This is a genomic window from Amycolatopsis sp. NPDC104819 (assembly GCF_055583145.1).
In genome coordinates, this window is the sequence record NZ_JBVJON010000004.1 from 668,675 (window position 1) to 683,453 (window position 14,779).

At 70.7% G+C, this 14,779-nt stretch carries 17 protein-coding genes; 8 read left to right on the plus strand and 9 right to left on the minus strand.

Annotated elements, in window-relative coordinates; all coding sequences use genetic code 11:
* Both ACZ63E_RS15990 and ACZ63E_RS15995 read right to left on the minus strand, forming a co-directional pair.
* On the minus strand, positions 1-578 hold a 578-nt coding region (locus tag ACZ63E_RS15990; RefSeq protein ID WP_465336655.1), incomplete at its 3' end, for a carboxymuconolactone decarboxylase family protein.
* Positions 575-1,651, minus strand: coding sequence for an NAD(P)H-dependent amine dehydrogenase family protein (locus tag ACZ63E_RS15995; RefSeq protein ID WP_465336656.1), 1,077 nt, complete (start codon positions 1,649-1,651; stop codon positions 575-577). The genes ACZ63E_RS15990 and ACZ63E_RS15995, both read right to left, overlap by 4 nt.
* A gap of 117 nt (positions 1,652-1,768) precedes the next feature.
* Between ACZ63E_RS15995 and ilvD the strand changes: the two genes are divergently transcribed.
* The gene (ilvD, locus tag ACZ63E_RS16000) at positions 1,769-3,460 is read left to right on the plus strand and encodes a dihydroxy-acid dehydratase (protein WP_465336657.1); all 1,692 of its coding nucleotides are present in this window, start codon (positions 1,769-1,771) and stop codon (positions 3,458-3,460) included.
* On the opposite strand, the gene ACZ63E_RS16005 is transcribed toward ilvD, so the two are convergent.
* Together ACZ63E_RS16005 and ACZ63E_RS16010 are read right to left on the minus strand one after the other, a co-directional pair.
* Positions 3,439-4,788 carry a class I adenylate-forming enzyme family protein gene (locus ACZ63E_RS16005; protein WP_465336658.1) on the minus strand — a complete coding sequence of 450 codons (1,350 nt, stop codon included), beginning with the start codon at positions 4,786-4,788 and terminating at the stop codon, positions 3,439-3,441. The genes ilvD and ACZ63E_RS16005 overlap by 22 nt on opposite strands.
* Positions 4,789-4,802: 14 nt before the next feature.
* Entirely contained in the window at positions 4,803-5,216 is a 414-nt protein-coding gene (locus ACZ63E_RS16010) for an SsgA family sporulation/cell division regulator (protein WP_465336659.1), read from the minus strand.
* A 365-nt stretch (positions 5,217-5,581) separates the two neighbouring features.
* Here ACZ63E_RS16010 and sigK point away from each other — a divergent pair, with 365 nt between their 5' ends.
* From sigK to ACZ63E_RS16025, 3 genes are all read left to right on the plus strand, one after another.
* Complete coding sequence (gene sigK, locus ACZ63E_RS16015) at positions 5,582-6,178, plus strand: ECF RNA polymerase sigma factor SigK (RefSeq protein WP_465336660.1); 597 nt, start codon at positions 5,582-5,584, stop codon at positions 6,176-6,178.
* The gene (locus ACZ63E_RS16020) at positions 6,175-6,882 is read left to right on the plus strand and encodes an anti-sigma factor (RefSeq protein WP_465336661.1); all 708 of its coding nucleotides are present in this window, start codon (positions 6,175-6,177) and stop codon (positions 6,880-6,882) included. Before sigK ends, ACZ63E_RS16020 begins: the two co-directional genes overlap by 4 nt.
* Before the next feature lie 146 nt (positions 6,883-7,028).
* A complete protein-coding gene (locus ACZ63E_RS16025) occupies positions 7,029-7,697 on the plus strand; it encodes a fasciclin domain-containing protein (RefSeq protein WP_465336662.1) in 669 nt (222 codons plus the stop codon).
* Position 7,698: 1 nt separating this feature from the next.
* Here ACZ63E_RS16025 and ACZ63E_RS16030 read toward each other — a convergent pair whose 3' ends face one another.
* Complete coding sequence (locus tag ACZ63E_RS16030) at positions 7,699-8,706, minus strand: LLM class flavin-dependent oxidoreductase (protein WP_465336663.1); 1,008 nt, start codon at positions 8,704-8,706, stop codon at positions 7,699-7,701.
* A gap of 38 nt (positions 8,707-8,744) precedes the next feature.
* Between ACZ63E_RS16030 and ACZ63E_RS16035 the strand changes: the two genes are divergently transcribed.
* Positions 8,745-9,071, plus strand: coding sequence for a hypothetical protein (locus ACZ63E_RS16035; protein WP_465336664.1), 327 nt, complete (start codon positions 8,745-8,747; stop codon positions 9,069-9,071).
* Between the two features lie 37 nt (positions 9,072-9,108).
* Here the strand turns inward: ACZ63E_RS16035 and bdeA are convergent, their stop codons facing one another.
* Together bdeA and ACZ63E_RS16045 are read right to left on the minus strand one after the other, a co-directional pair.
* Positions 9,109-10,038 carry a bis(hydroxyethyl) terephthalate hydrolase gene (gene bdeA / locus ACZ63E_RS16040; RefSeq protein ID WP_465336665.1) on the minus strand — a complete coding sequence of 310 codons (930 nt, stop codon included), beginning with the start codon at positions 10,036-10,038 and terminating at the stop codon, positions 9,109-9,111.
* 197 nt (positions 10,039-10,235) lie between these two features.
* Complete coding sequence (locus ACZ63E_RS16045; RefSeq protein WP_465336666.1) at positions 10,236-10,835, minus strand: QsdR family transcriptional regulator; 600 nt, start codon at positions 10,833-10,835, stop codon at positions 10,236-10,238.
* 65 nt (positions 10,836-10,900) lie between these two features.
* On the opposite strand from ACZ63E_RS16045, the gene ACZ63E_RS16050 reads away from it, so the two are divergent.
* Complete coding sequence (locus tag ACZ63E_RS16050) at positions 10,901-11,536, plus strand: DsbA family oxidoreductase (protein WP_465336667.1); 636 nt, start codon at positions 10,901-10,903, stop codon at positions 11,534-11,536.
* Between the two features lie 3 nt (positions 11,537-11,539).
* On the opposite strand, the gene ACZ63E_RS16055 is transcribed toward ACZ63E_RS16050, so the two are convergent.
* Together ACZ63E_RS16055 and ACZ63E_RS16060 are read right to left on the minus strand one after the other, a co-directional pair.
* A complete protein-coding gene (locus tag ACZ63E_RS16055) occupies positions 11,540-11,725 on the minus strand; it encodes a hypothetical protein (RefSeq protein ID WP_360683721.1) in 186 nt (61 codons plus the stop codon).
* 108 nt (positions 11,726-11,833) lie between these two features.
* Complete coding sequence (locus tag ACZ63E_RS16060; protein ID WP_465336727.1) at positions 11,834-12,832, minus strand: LacI family DNA-binding transcriptional regulator; 999 nt, start codon at positions 12,830-12,832, stop codon at positions 11,834-11,836.
* Positions 12,833-12,963: 131 nt separating this feature from the next.
* Here ACZ63E_RS16060 and ACZ63E_RS16065 point away from each other — a divergent pair, with 131 nt between their 5' ends.
* Positions 12,964-13,890, plus strand: coding sequence for a carbohydrate ABC transporter permease (locus ACZ63E_RS16065; RefSeq protein WP_465336668.1), 927 nt, complete (start codon positions 12,964-12,966; stop codon positions 13,888-13,890).
* 1 nt (position 13,891) lies between these two features.
* Complete coding sequence (locus ACZ63E_RS16070; RefSeq protein ID WP_465336669.1) at positions 13,892-14,755, plus strand: carbohydrate ABC transporter permease; 864 nt, start codon at positions 13,892-13,894, stop codon at positions 14,753-14,755.
* Positions 14,756-14,779 lie beyond the last annotated feature (24 nt).

A 14,779-nucleotide genomic window follows, 5' to 3' on the forward strand; every position in this document is an offset into this window, starting at 1 on the left:
TGTGGGGAAAGAAACAAACCATAAGCACCCCCCCCCCCCTCTCCCCCCCCCCCCCCCTCCTTCCCCCCCCCCCCCCCCCCCCCCCCCCCCCCCCACGACCGGTGGGACGGCAGCACGCAGACGACGTCGAGGCCGAGGACGTGGTTCAGCCGTCCGAAAGCGAGCCACGAGCCGAGGCACATGCTCAGCTCCACGATCTGCTGCTGGCTGTAGGCCGACGACATCCGCTTCCAGAACTCGTCGTCCAGGTTGTGGTGGTCGGTCGCGTACCGCTCGGCGTACTCGGCCGCCAGGCGCGTGCGCTCGTCGAAGAGCTCCGTGGTGCGCCAGTCGGAAACGGCGTCGGCGAACTCCTCTTCGACCTTCACGCCGTCGCGTTCGGTGCGCCAGTCGAGGCAGAAGACGCAGCCGTTGATCTGCGCGATCCGCAGCCGCGCGGCCTCGAACTCCCGCAGCCCCAACGTGGTGTGCTCGTAGACCGCGAGGGAGAACTGCGCGGCGGCGATCCCGATGCCGGGCACCATCTCGCCCCACACGTACCCGATCGGGTCCTTGCCCTCGGGGATGTCGATGTTCACGAGCGCCTCCTTCCGAGCTTGCCGGCTGCCGGGCGCAGCGGGACGTCGAGTGCGTCGTAGAGACCGGGTTCCGCGGCGGTGAGCCAGTCGATCGCGCCGACGAGGCGGCCGACCGCGGTGGCGTTGCCGCCCGCGGACCGGTTTTCGCCTTCGTCGGAAGCTTCGATGCTGACCTCGATGCGCGGCCGGCCTTCGATGATCACGCGGTGGGCGCCGTCGCCGCTGGGCGGGGTCGGCCAGTCCGGGGCGCACGCCGGGTGGATGCGCGTGACGTGCTCGATGACGATCCGCGGCTCGCCGTCGACGATGCCCTGGACCTCGAACCGCACCGCGCCCTGGGTGCCCTTCTCGAACTCGCCCATCGTCCGCGTGGAGACCGTTTCCTCGAGCGGACGCCGTTGCAGCGTCTCGCGCAGTTCGTCGACCTCGACGCCGAGGCCGCGCGCGATCAGCCGGACCTGCCCGCCCCAGACCATCGACGGCACGCCGGTCATCAGCATCGGCGGGTCGTAGTCCATCGGCTGGCCCATGCCGACCAGGTACCGGACGGAGTCGGGCTGCTCGTAGGTCGAGTAGTCGAAGATCTCCTGGCAGCGGATGACGTCGACGTCGGTGCCCAGGCCGCTGATCAGCAGCGGCAGCACGTCGTTGCCCCAGCCGGGGTCGACGCCGGAGACGAACAGCGAGCCGCCGCCGTCCTTGATCGCGGCCAGCACCGGGTCCCGCAGCTCCGGCGGGGCGTTGCGCTGGTCGTAGAGCGGGTAGAGCGCCGGCGTGACGACCACCGCGCCCGCCCGGACCGCGCGCACGATGTCGGCGAGCGCGTCGTCGAACCGGATATCGCCCGAAGCGGCGTACACGATCGCGCCGGGGCTCGCCGCGAGCACGGATTCGACGTCGTCGGTGGCGGTGACCCCGAGCGAGCCGACGCCGGCGAGCTCACCCGCGTCCTTGCCGACCTTGTCGGGGTTGTGCACCAGGACTGCGGTCAGCTTCAGCGCCGGGTGGGCCTCGACGGCCCGGATTGCCGCACGGCCGACGTTGCCCGTGCCCCACACCACTGTGGCGATCATCTGCCCGAGTTTTCGCCGGTCCGCCGGAGTCCGGGAAGCGAATCGTTCCGGCCAGCGGACCGCGCGGACGCGGGTAGCATGCAGTGCGTCCGAACGTCGTATCGGAGGCCCGCTGAGATGACCATCGACCCGAAACCCCGCAGCCGCACGGTGACCGACGGGATCGAGGCCGCGCCCGCCCGCGGCATGCTCCGCGCCGTCGGGATGGGGGACGGCGACTGGCGCAAGCCGATCATCGGCGTCGCCAGCTCGTGGAACGAGATCACGCCGTGCAACCTGTCGCTGGACCGGCTGGCCCAGGCCTCCAAGGAGGGCGTGCACGCGGCCGGCGGCTACCCGCTGCAGTTCGGCACGATCTCGGTGTCCGACGGCATCTCCATGGGCCACGACGGCATGCACTTCTCGCTCGTGTCGAGGGAGGTCATCGCCGACTCCGTCGAGACGGTCATGCAGGCCGAGCGGCTCGACGGCTCGATCCTGCTGGCCGGCTGCGACAAGTCCCTGCCGGGGATGCTGATGGCCGCGGCCCGCCTCGACCTGGCGTCGGTGTTCCTCTACGCGGGCACGATCGCCCCCGGCTGGGTGAAGCTCACCGACGGCTCCGAGAAGGACGTCACGCTGATCGACGCCTTCGAGGCGGTCGGCGCGTGCCGGGCCGGGCGGCTCGGGACCGCCGACCTCGACCGCATCGAACGCGCCATCTGCCCTGGCGAGGGCGCCTGCGGCGGCATGTACACGGCGAACACGATGGCCTCGGCGGCCGAGGCGATGGGGATGAGCATGCCGGGGTCGGCCGCGCCGCCGTCCGCGGACCGCCGCCGTGACCACTACGCGCACCTGTCCGGGGAAGCCGTGGTCGGACTGCTCGAAAAGGGCATCACCGCGCGGGACATCCTCACGCGCGAAGCGTTCGAGAACGCGATCACCGTCGTGATGGCGCTCGGCGGCTCGACGAACGCCGTGTTGCACCTGCTGGCCATCGCGCACGAGGCGAAGGTCGAGCTGACGCTGGACGACTTCAACCGCGTCGGCGACCGCGTGCCGCACCTGGGCGACCTGAAGCCGTTCGGCAAGTACGTCATGAACGACATCGACCGCCACGGCGGCATCCCGGTGCTGATGAAGGCGCTGCTCGACGAAGGCCTGATCCACGGCGACGCGCTCACCGTCACCGGCCGCACCGTGGCCGAGAACCTCGCCGAGCTGGACCCGGACCCGATTGACGGTGAGGTCCTGCGCAAGCTGGACAACCCGCTCCACCCGACCGGCGGGATCACCATCCTGCGCGGCTCGCTCGCACCCGAAGGCGCCGTCGTGAAGTCCGCGGGCTTCGACACGTCCAACTTCGAAGGCCCGGCGCGCGTGTTCGAGCGCGAGCAGGAGGCGATGGCCGCGCTGACCGAAGGCCGGATCGAGGCGGGTGACGTCGTCGTCATCCGCTACGAAGGCCCCAAGGGCGGCCCGGGCATGCGCGAGATGCTGGCGATCACCGCGGCGATCAAGGGCGCCGGGCTCGGGAAGGACGTCCTCCTGCTGACCGACGGCCGGTTCTCCGGCGGCACCACCGGCCTGTGCATCGGCCACGTCGCGCCCGAAGCCGTCGACGCCGGGCCGATCGCGTTCGTCCGCACCGGCGACCGGATCGCCGTCGACATCAAGGGCCGCAGCATCGACCTGCTGGTCGACGCGGCCGAGCTGGCCCGCCGCCGCGAAGGCTGGGAGCCGCTGCCGAACAAGTTCCCGGAAGGCGTGCTGGGCAAGTACGCGAAGCTGGTCCGGTCGTCGTCCTACGGCGCCGTCACGAGCTGAGCGAGGGCGCGCTTGTCGACCTTGCCGACCTCGGTGAGCGGCAGCGCGTCGGCGAAGGAGACGCTCGCCGGGACGTAGTGCTCCTGGCCGAACTCGGCCCGGGCGTGCGCTTTCAGCTCGTCTTCGGTGACCTTTCCGGCGACGACGACGGCGTGGAGCCGATCGCCCCGGCCGAAGACGGCCGCGCTCGTCACGGCCGGGTGCGCCGCCAGCGCGTGCTCGACGACGGTGGTGGGCACCTTCGAGCCGTGCTCGCCGACCACGACGACGTCGTCCGCGCGGTCGAGCAGGTAGAGGTAGCCGTCGGCGTCGAAGCGGCCGAGGTCGCCGGTGCGCAGCCAGCCGTCGCCGATCGGCTCGGCGCCGAGGTAACCATCCATCATGGACAGTCCGCGGACCAGGACCTCACCGCTGTCGATGCGGGCTTCCATCCCGGGGACGATCCGGCCGACCGAGCCGAGGAGCTCGGGGCGCGCGACGAGCTCGGCGGCGGAGATACTGGCGATCATCGGGGCTTCGGTGAGGCCGTAGCCCTGGCCGACGACCGGGCCGAAGACGTCGAGGGCCTGGGCGAGCCGGTGCGGCGGCAGCGGCGCGGCGCCCAGCGAGAGCGAACGAACGCTGCTGAGGTCGGTCGATCCCCGTGCCGGGTGGTCGAGGACGGCGGCGAGCCGCGGCGGCGTCAGCGAGAGCGTGTCGATGCGGTGCTCCTGAATCGCGTCGAGGACCGCGCCCGCGTCGAACCCGTCGTGGAGGACCACGGTGTCGCGCCGCAGGATGGCGCCGAGCACGGTGGCGTTGCCGGTCATGTGCGTCATCGGCGCGACGAGGAGCGTGCGCCCGGGACCGCCGGGATCCGGCGCGAAGATGTGCGCCATGCCGTCGTAAATGCCGCTGTGGCGGATGAGCTTCGGGGTGCCGGTGGTGCCACCGGTGGGGAAGAGGAGGCCGACTTTCCCGGGCAGGTCCAGGGGTTCGGGTTCGCCGTCGAGGTCATCGAGGGTTTTCGCGTCGGCGCCGGGCCAGTCGTGCGGGCGGTCGGTGACGACGGTGGCGCCCGCCGCGGCGGCGAGCCGGTCGCGGGCCGGCGCCGAAGCCGGGACGAGCACGACGGTCGCGCCGCGGATCAGCGCCGCGAGCTGCACCAGGACCGTCTCGGGCCGGTTGCGCAGGTCGACGGCGACTTTTTCGGCGTTGACCAGGCCGCCGTGCAGGCGTCGCAGCCGGTCGCGGGCCTGGTGGTAGGTCGTGACGCCGCCGAAGTGGAACAGCGGCCGGTCGCCGCCGTCCTCGAGCGCGGCGAGGACCTTCGTCAGGAAGAAGCTCACCCGCCGGACGGTACTCAGTCCTGGTAGGAGAGCTTCGCGAGTTCTTCGTCGAAGTCGAACCAGTCGCTCTCGCTGCCGCCCGGGATGCTCTCGTAGGTGCGGTCGAGGAAGGCCGCGATCTCCTTCGCCGGCGCTTCGAGCACCGCGGCGCCGTCGGGCGAGTTCAGCTCCACCACGACCAGCGCGGGGTCGCCGCCCGGGCCGACGCGGACGTCGCCGTCGCCGCAGCGGGCGAGCAGGCCGTCGGCGAGCAGGTCGCGGCCGAACAGCCACCGGACGGCACTCGGGCCGGCGTGCAGCACGACGGCGACCGCGTACGGGTCACGGGTGTCGTACTCCAGCTCCGCCGGCACCGGCCGCGGCGCCGCCCCGAAGGTCCGCAGGGCGAAGTCGATGCTGGCGCTGGTCACGCTGTGCGGGTCGGCCATGGGGACAACCTTTGCTACTCGTCGGTTAACTTCGTCGGGTTCCAGAGATAACCCATGGTGAGTTCAACGCCCAGCGTTCCGAAAAACTTTCACGCTTCAGGGTGATCAAGAAGTGTCGGAAGTCACCGGCCCTGGGAAAAAAGGGCAACCGAGTCACGCACGGTGACTGCCTTCGGTCACGGCGGGTGGGGGCCGAGCGAAACGTTCGGAGCTGCGGGCCCGGCGGACGGGTCCGGGCGCCGGAGTTGCCCCGTCCGGGTGGGACACGCCTCCTCGTGGCCTCCCGGACCAGTCCGCGCCGCCGACCGGCCGCGAACCCCTCGTACCGGCCGGAGGGCCGGTGGGTGAGGTGGAGGTTGCCGGGCATGGGTGAGCGAGGGCGGCTACGGCTGCAGACGGACGACAGCCCGTCGTCCGTCCCGACCGCCGAAGAGCTGCTACGGCGCGTGGCGGCCGGGGACGAAGCGGCGTTCGCGTCGCTGTACGACCTCATCGCCGGTCCGGTGCTGGGGCTGGTGACGCGCGTGCTGCGCAACCACGCCCAGGCCGAGGAAGTGGCTCAGGAGGTTCTGGTGGAGGTGTGGCGCAAGGCCACGAGGTACGTCCCGGAACGCGGCAGCGCGCTGTCGTGGGTGCTGACGATCGCGCACCGCCGGGCCGTCGACCGCGTGCGCTCGCACCAGGCCGGGCTCGACCGCGAGGAGCGGGCCGGCCGGATGGACGTCCAGCGGCCGTTCGACGAGGTCACCGAGTCCACCCTGGCCACGCTCGACCAGGAGCGGGTGCGCCAGTGCCTGTCCCAGCTGACCGAGCTGCAGCGCGAGTCGATCGTGCTCGCCTACTACAACGGCTACACCTACCCGGAGGTCGCCGAGGTGCTGAAAGTGGCGCCCGGCACCGTGAAGACGAGGATCCGAGACGGCCTGATCCGGCTGCGTGACTGCTTGGGGGTGGATCGATGACCGCCGAGCTGCACACGCTGACCGGCGCCTACGCGCTGGACGCCGTGTCCGATGTGGAGCGTGCCGGGTTCGAACGGCACCTCGGGGAGTGCGCCGCGTGCCGGCAGGAGGTGGCCGAGCTGCGGGCGACCGGCGCCCGGCTGGGCGCGGCCGCGGCGGTCGACCCGCCGTCGTCGCTGCGGGCGGCGGTGCTCGCCGAGGTGGCGGTCACCCGCCAGCTGCCACCCCAGGCGCCGAAGCTGCCGGTGGCGCGGAAGCTCGGCCGCGCGAAGACCTGGCAGCTGCGGATCGCGCTCGTCGGCGCCGCCGCGGCGGCCGTCGTGGCGGTCGCGGTCGGGGTCACCAGTGTGGCCACCGCCCCGCCGCAGCCGGTCGACTCGGTGCTGGCCGCTTCGGACGCTTCGGCGATCCAGGGCGTCGGCAAGGGGTCCACGACGCTCGTCGTTTCGCGCAGCCGAAACCAGGCCGTGCTGCTCGCGTCCGGTCTGCCGGTTCTCGACGCGGGCCACGCCTACCAGGTGTGGTTCCTCGGCAAGGACGGCGCGCGGTCGGCCGGGCTGATGCAGCCGGAGACCCCGGACCGGATGCGGCCGATGCTGGCCGAGCTGCCGGCGGGGGTCGACCGGATCGGCCTCACGGTCGAGCCCGCGGGTGGTTCCGGCGGCCCGACCACGCCGCTGGTCAGCACGATTTCGCTCGCCTGACGCGCCGGGAAAGCGCCGCAAGCGCTTTCCCGGCGCGGGTGACCCGTATCACCCGATCGGGTGCCAATCCGTTTTCCCCGCAGTGTCGAATGCCTGACAAGAAACAGTTCGGTGAACTGTCAAATCCGCTTATTGGAGTGATTTTCGTGCGTAACCTTCGCATTGCCGGAATCGGTCTGGCCGCGGCCGCCGCGCTGACCCTCACCGCCTGCGGCAGCAGCGACACCGCGTCTTCGGGTTCCTCCAGTGCCCCGGCTCCGTCGTCCTCGATGGCCGCCCCGTCCTCCAGCGCCGCCGCCGGTGGCGATGGCATGACGACCAACGCCGACGTCTTCGGCCCGGCCTGTTCGCAGCTGCCGCAGGGTTCGGCCCCGGGTTCGCTGGACTCGATGGGCCCGCAGCCGGTCGCTTCGGCCGCGTCGACGAACCCGCTGCTGACCAAGCTGGTCGCCGCGGTGAAGGCCACCAACCTGGTCGACACGCTCAACAGCGCGCCGTCGATCACGGTGTTCGCGCCGGCCGACCCGGCGTTCGCCGCGCTGGGTGACGCGAAGTTCGCGGAGCTGGCGGGCAAGCCGGCCGAGCTGTCGCCGATCCTGCAGTACCACGTCGTCGGCAAGCGTTACGACGCCAAGGGTCTCGAGGGCGCCGGCACGCTGGAGTCGCTCAACACCGCCGGTGGGCCGCTGAAGATCGAGGGCTCGGGCGAGAACATGACCGTCAACGGCGCGAAGATCCTCTGCGGCAACATCCCCACCAAGAACGCCACCGTCTTCGTGATCGACAAGGTGCTGACCCCGGGCACCAACAAGTAAGTCAGGAAGTGCGGCCCAGTTCGGGGCCGAGCCGTTCCGCGATGTCGGTGAGGATCTGCACGTAATCTTCGTGGTCGAAGGTGAACGGCAGGGCGAAAGCCACCTCATCGACTTCGCGGAATCCGGCGTGTTCGTGCAGTCGTTCGGCGATTTCCGCCGACGTGCCGACGAAGTCGGGGGAGAACAGCATCCGCGCCGGGCCCTGTGGTTCTTTTGTCCGCGGGAGCCGTTTCTCCGCATAAGCCTGGTATTTCGCGCGCTGCTCCGGGGTCGCGCTGTCGGTCGGCACGACGACCAGGCCCTGGGAGACCCGCGCCGCCTCGCCGTCCGGGTGGGCGGCGCGGAACGCCTGGATGTGCGAGCGCTGGATCTCGGCGAAGTCCGTGCTCTCGCCTTCGGCCTTGACCACGCTGCTGGTCAGGAAGTTCATGCTGTGCTTGCCGGCCCACTCGGCCGAGCGCAGGCTCGCCCCGCCGTACCAGAGGCGCCGGCCGAGGCCGGGCGACTGCGGCTGCACCCGGTCGGAGAAGACTTCGAAGCCCTGGGTGCCGCTGAAGCCGGTCGCCGGCTCACCGCGCACGAAGTCCAGCAGCCGCCGGACGCGGTCGTAGCCGAAGTCCTCGGCGCCGGCGGTGTCCGGGTAGAGCGCGCGCTTGACCTCGTCGTAGCGCATCGGCGGGCCGACGCTGATCCCCGGGTTGAGCCGCCCGCCGGAGAGCAGGTCGACGGTCGCGAGGTCCTCGGCGAGCCGCAGCGGGTTTTCCCAGCCGAGCGGGATGACGGCGGTCCCCAGGTCGATCTTGCTGGTCCGCTGCGACGCGGCCGCGAGCACGGCAACGGGCGACGAGATGCCGTACTGCAGGTGCCGGTGCCGCACCCAGGCGCTGTCGAAGCCGAGCTGTTCCCCGAGCTCGATGATTTCCAGGGTCGACTCGTGCCCCCGCCGCGGGTCGGCCGCGTCGAAGAGGCCGATGGTCAGGAAGCCGAGCTTCCGCAGAGGTCGGGACACGGTCTCGATTCTGCCCGCGGTGGGTGGGGTGGCCTCGGGTGTTCCACCAGGTGAACACGAACGGGTTCGGGACTGGGGCTGCTCGCCTCGAGCCGAGCGTGGGTTTCGCCGCTCAGTCGAGATGCGAAGGATGCGCTATCGGCGGCCACGGCGAGGACGATGGGCGAATGCGATTGATCACTTTCGTCCTGATTTTGTCGGTCGTCGTTCTCGGTGCTCTTGTCGGGTTGTTTCTGGCTGTTTCGCAGCCGGGGACGGACGTCTACCTCGAACTGGCGAAGGCGGCCATGAACTTGATCGTCGCCGTCCTGATCACCGGCGGCCTGTCCGTGGTGCTTTCGCGTCATGTGGCCGTCACGCTGTGACCCCGGGAGGCGCGCGGGGGCGCCTCCCGGGGCGGGCTCAGCCGTTGTGCGGGCAGTTGCCCCAGTAGTCCGAAATGGACAGGCTCGTGCTCGGGATCGGGCACAGGAACTGGTCGTACCGCGTGTCGTTGTCGATGAACCGCTTGAGCCACGACAGCGTGTACTTGGCGATCGTCGTGTTCGCCGAGTTCGGCGCGAAGTGGCTGGCGCCGCGCAGTTCCAGGTACGCCCGGTCCAAAGAGGACGGCAGGCTCGTGTAGAACGGGATCGAGTGCGACGCCACCGGCGCCACGGTGTCGGACTGCGCGCCCACGACGAGCGTCGGCACGCGCAGCGACGACCAGTTCTTCGTCAGGTTCCAGCCGGTCAGCGGGATCGCGGCCTGCAGGGACGGCCGTGAGCGCGCCGCCTCCAGCGTGCCGCCGCCGCCCATCGAGTGCCCGACGACGCCGAGCCGGCTGCTGTCGATCCGCGACCGCACCGAGCTCTGCTGCGTCAGGTAGTCGAGCGAGGCCAGCAGCTGCCGGCCCCGGCTGTCGGGCTGGTCGCTGGTGGTCAGCGTGTCGATGGTGAACACCACGAAGCCCTGCGACGCCAGCCGCGGGCCCAGCCAGGCGATGCTGGACTGCGTGGCCGTGAAGCCGGGGGCGATGGAAAGCGCGCCGAACGTGCCGGCGGTGGTCGAGGTCGGGTAGTAGATCGTGCCGCCACCGAAGCCGGAGACGGCCAGGCGCGACACGGTGGTGGTGCTCGTCGCGAAGGAGCCCCGGCTGGCTTCGATGCTGGAGGTGGTCGGGGCCGGGCCCCGTTCGTAGGGGTTCGCCGCGGCCGGGGCCGGTGAAGCGATCCCGGTCGTGAGCGCGAGGGCGGTCAAGACCACGCCGGCGGCCTTGGCGCGCCACCCCCGGCGGCGGGAAACGCTCTCACCCGGGCCAGACGGCGTCGGCGGGCTGGTGAGTACGGACATGGTTCGCTCTCTTTCCCCGGGCAGGCGAAAGCGCGCCCGGACAGGACGGGGCAGACCGATGGAACCGTTGCGCGGCAACGAAGAGCGTGCCGCAAGCGGGACGCGGGGCAACCGCTTTCCCGTCGCCCTATGAAACACTTAGGCGAAATGTTCCACAACGGCCGAACGGGTGAGGAGTTGGCCGACTGGGCGCTTGCTCAGTGAACGACTGCGGGCTCCAGGGCGCCCTGGACCAGCGTGTCGAGCAGGGTGGTCGCGACGGCGAGGTCGACGGTCCGCGCGGCCAGGACGTCGGAGTAGAGGAACGACTCGCCGAGCCGGACGACGGCGAACGCCAGGTCCGGCAGGCCGACCAGCGGGGTCAGCCCGGCCGCCTCGGCGTCCGCGCGGAAGAGGTCGACGTGCGCGTCGACCAGCGCCGGCTGGACCGCGCCGCGCGGGTCGGTGAGCACGCGCAGCGCGACCGTCGACTCCGCCTCGATCAGCTTCCGCATGCCTTCGTTGCCGGCGACTTCGCGGCGGTACTCCTCCATGACCCACAGGGACCGCAGCCGGCCTTTGGGCGTCCGCGCCGCGTCGCCGTGTTCGGCCCGCCAGTGGTCGAGGGCGCGCTGCCAGGTCCGGTCGGACAGCAGCCGCAGCCCGGCGCCCATCAGGTCGTCGCGGTTGCCGACTCGGCGGAAGAAGGTCGTGCGCGAGATCCCCAGGTCGGCGGCCATCCGGCCGAGGTCGAGGCGGGTCCCGGCGAACAGCAGCCGCGCCGCGTGCCGGACGATGTCGTCGGTCGAGACGGTCACCGGCCCACCCTAGTCCGGGCCGGTTACCTTGAAGTGCGTGCCACCACCGGGGTTACGGTGGTGGGGTGCGCGTAGACATCTGGTCCGATCTCGTCTGTCCCTGGTGCTATCTCGGCAAACACCGCTTCGAGCGGGCGGTGGCCGAGCTCGGTGTCGACGTCGAGGTCGTGCACCACTCGTTCCAGCTCGACCCGTCGTTCCCGCGCGGGGAGTCCCGGCCGACGCGGGAGATCCTTTCCGAGAAGTACGGGCGGACGCTCGAAGAAGCCGACGAGATGGAGGCGCAGATGGAACAGCGCGCCGCCGCCGACGGCCTCGAGTACCACCTCGACGGTGTCCACATGGGCAACACCGTCGACGGCCACCGGCTGGTGCACCTGGCCGCCGACCGCGGGCTCGCCGACGCCGTCGTCGACCGGTTCTACCGCGCGCACTTCACCGAGCGGCGCTCGCTGTTCGACCGCGACTCGCTCGTGGAGCTGGCGGCCGAAGCGGGCCTCGACGCCGAGGAAGCGCGTGCGGTGCTCGAGTCGGACGCCTACGAAGCCGAGGTGACGGCGGACGGGGAGCAGGCGCGGGCGCTCGGTGCCACCGGGGTGCCGTTCTTCGTGTTCGACAACCGGTTCGGTGTCGCCGGCGCCCAGTCGCCCGAGGTGTTCACCCAGGTGCTGCGGCGCGCGCTGGAGCCCGCGGCGGGCTGAGCGTCAGCGACGGCGGCGGCTGCGCGAGAACCGCGAGCGGTCGGTGGCCACCCCGGCCAGGTGCAGGGCGACGCACAGCAGGCCGGCGGTGGTCAGCGTCCCGGTGGTGATGACCGGGCCGAGCCCGAACCCGGCGAGCTCCATGATCAGGGCCAGTCCGAAGAGCACGGCGGCGAGGATGGCGAGCACGATGGCCTCGTTTCTGCTGCGGTAGGGCCGAATGGTCCACACCACTGCGACATTCGCGATACCGGGGGATCCGGCTCGGTGGCCAGTAATTCCCCCGGTCCCGCGCGGTCAAACGAGGTTCTCGGCCGGGGGCGGCGCCGTGCTGGAGCGGACCACCAGCTCGGTCGGGACGCTCACCGGCTCACCGGCCTCCGCACCCGTCTCGATCTCGGCCAGCAGCGCCGAAACCGCGTGCCGGCCCACCGCCTCGAACGACTGGCGGATCGTCGTGAGCGGCGGCCAGAAATGCGCCGACTCCTCCATGTCGTCGAACCCGACGACGCTCACCTCGCCCGGCACCGACCGGCCCGCCTCGTGCAGCGCGCGCAGCAACCCCAGCGCCATCTGGTCGTTCGCCACGAACACCGCCGTCACCGCCGGGTCGGCCGCCAGGGTCAAGCCGGCCTGGTATCCCGATGACGGCGACCAGTCGCCGGTCAGCACGTCCGGCACCACACGGCCCGCGCGCTCCAAAGTGGTCTGCCACGACTTCCGGCGCCGCTCGGCGGAGTAGGACTGCGGCGGGCCCGCGACGTGCCAGACCGTCCGGTGGCCGAGGTCGAGCAGGTGCCGGGTCGCCGTGGCGGCGCCGTCGGCCTGGTCGGTGTCGACGACGGGGTAGTCGTAGCGCGCGCTGGAGTCGATGACGACCACCGGAAGCCCGTGCGGCAGCTCGATTTCACTCCGGTCGAGCTGGTGCTGCTCGATCAGGATGATCACGCCGTCGACGGCCTGCTCGTTCAACGTGCTGAACGCGCCGGTGACCTCACCCTGCGTCGGGCGGGTCACCGGCATCAGGATGATCGAGAACCCCTCCGGGACGACCGCCGCCGCGATGGCGTCGAGCGTGCGGCTGTTGCCGAACGTCGGCAGCGCCGAGATGATCACGCCGATGCTGCGGAACTTGCCGTTGCGCAACGCGCGCGCCGCGCTGTTCGGCCGGTAGCCGACCCGGCGCATCGCCGCGAGGACCCGCTCGCGGGTGGCGTCGTCGACGTTCGTCTTCCCGTTCGCGACGCGGGACACCGTCTGGCCCGACACGCCGGCCTCGCGGGCCACGTCCGCCATCGACGGTCCACGACGCGGGGCTGCAGCCGGCACGGGGTACTCCTCGGGTGTCCTGGACATGTTTACGTCAACACGTTACCCTCCGGTCGTCCATGTTGACGTAAACATCCGCGTGAACCACCGGAGGGACGATGACGTCCACAGCGGCTCCGCCGATCCCGGCGCCGCCCCGCGCGAAAGCCGCCCGGCGCCCGAAGCGGCAGTGGCGCGGCTGGCTCTTCGTCGCCCCGTTCATGCTGGTGTTCCTGCTGACGTTCCTCGCACCCGTCGGGTACGCGTTCGTGCTCAGCCTCTTCCGCGACCAGGCCTTCTTCGGCGGCACGGTGTTCGTCGGCGCGGACAACTACGTGCAGGTGCTCGGCGACCCGAAGTTCTGGGAGTCCTTCCGGCGGGTGCTGGTGTTCCTCGCCGTGCAGGTGCCGGTCATGCTGCTGCTCGCGCTGGTCGCGGCGCTGGCGATCGACAGCGCCCGGCTGCACGCCGCCGGGTTCTTCCGGATCGTGATCTTCCTGCCGTACGCGGTGCCCGCCGTCGTCGCCGCCCTGATGTGGGGCTTCCTGTACGGCGACCACTTCGGGCTCGCGGCGGACCTCAACCACCTGCTCGGCCGGGACGTCGTGAAACCGCTGTCGGAGAACTGGATGCTCGCGTCCATCGGCAATGTCGTCACGTGGGAGTTCGCCGGGTACAACATGCTGATCTTCTACTCGGCGCTGAAGGTGATCCCGAAGGAGCTGTTCGAGGCCGCCGCGATCGACGGCGCCGGCGCGTTCCGCACCATCTTCCACGTCAAGCTCCCGGCGATCCGGGGCGCGATCGTGATCGCGACGATCTTCTCGATCATCGGCAGCTTCCAACTGTTCAACGAGCCCAACATCATGCGGACGCTGGCGCCGAACGTGATCGGCACCTTCTACACACCGAACATGTACGCCTACAACCTCTCCTTCGGCGGGCAGCAGTACAACTACTCCGCCACGGTCGCGATCGTGATGGGCGTGATCACCGCGGTCATCGCCTACGTCGTGCAGCTGCGCGGCACCCGGAAGGGGATGTGACGTGGCCGCGTTCTCGGTGACGCGGCCCCGCCGCTCGCGCGTCCTCACCACCGTCATGGCGTTGTACCTGCTCTACACGCTGGTGCCGCTGGTGTGGTTGCTGATCAACGCCTCGAAGACGCAGACGGCGCTGTTCTCGACGTCCGGCCTGTCCTTCGGCGGCCCGTTCGCCCTGTTCGACAACATCGCCCAGACGTTCACCTACAACGACGGCATCTTCTTCCGCTGGCTGGGCAACACGCTGCTCTACGTCGTGGCCGGCGCCGGCGGCGCGACGGTCCTGGCCACCGCGGCGGGTTACGGCCTGGCCAAGTACCGCTTCCCCGGCCGCCGGGGTGTCTTCGCCGTGGTGCTCGGCGCCGTCGCCGTGCCCGGCACCGCGCTCGCCGTGCCGACATTCCTGATGTTCAGCAAGCTCGGCCTGACGAACACCCCGCTGGCCGTCATCATCCCGTCGCTGATCAGCCCGTTCGGGCTCTACCTGATCTGGGTCTACGCCGCCGACGCCATCCCGGACGAGCTGCTGGAGGCGGCGCGGATCGACGGCGCGGGCGAGCTGCGGATCTTCCTCACCGTGACCCTGCGGCAGCTGGTCCCCGGGATCGTGACGGTCGCGCTGTTCACGATGGTGCAGACCTGGAACAACTACTTCCTGCCGCTGATCATGCTCAGCGAGCCCCAGTGGTACCCGCTGACCGTCGGGCTCAACCAGTGGAGCGCGCAGGCGAATGGCGCCGGCGCGCAGCCGATCTTCCACCTGGTGCTCACCGGATCGCTGCTCACAATCGTTCCCCTCGTCCTCGCTTTCCTGCTCATGCAACGGTTCTGGCAATCGGGGCTGAGCGCGGGCAGCGTCAAGCAATAGCCGTCACACCGTCGTGAAGGGACA

Bases quoted from the DNA above. Each gene is read 5' to 3' on its own strand.
- ACZ63E_RS15995 (WP_465336656.1), bottom strand. From the start codon at position 1,651: ATGATCGCCACAGTGGTGTGGGGCACGGGCAACGTCGGCCGTGCGGCA.
- ilvD (WP_465336657.1), top strand. From the start codon at position 1,769: ATGACCATCGACCCGAAACCCCGCAGCCGCACGGTGACCGACGGGATC.
- ACZ63E_RS16010 (WP_465336659.1), bottom strand. From the start codon at position 5,216: ATGGCCGACCCGCACAGCGTGACCAGCGCCAGCATCGACTTCGCCCTG.
- sigK (WP_465336660.1), top strand. From the start codon at position 5,582: ATGGGTGAGCGAGGGCGGCTACGGCTGCAGACGGACGACAGCCCGTCG.
- ACZ63E_RS16020 (WP_465336661.1), top strand. From the start codon at position 6,175: ATGACCGCCGAGCTGCACACGCTGACCGGCGCCTACGCGCTGGACGCC.
- bdeA (WP_465336665.1), bottom strand. From the start codon at position 10,038: ATGTCCGTACTCACCAGCCCGCCGACGCCGTCTGGCCCGGGTGAGAGC.
- ACZ63E_RS16060 (WP_465336727.1), bottom strand. From the start codon at position 12,832: ATGGCGGACGTGGCCCGCGAGGCCGGCGTGTCGGGCCAGACGGTGTCC.
- ACZ63E_RS16065 (WP_465336668.1), top strand. From the start codon at position 12,964: ATGACGTCCACAGCGGCTCCGCCGATCCCGGCGCCGCCCCGCGCGAAA.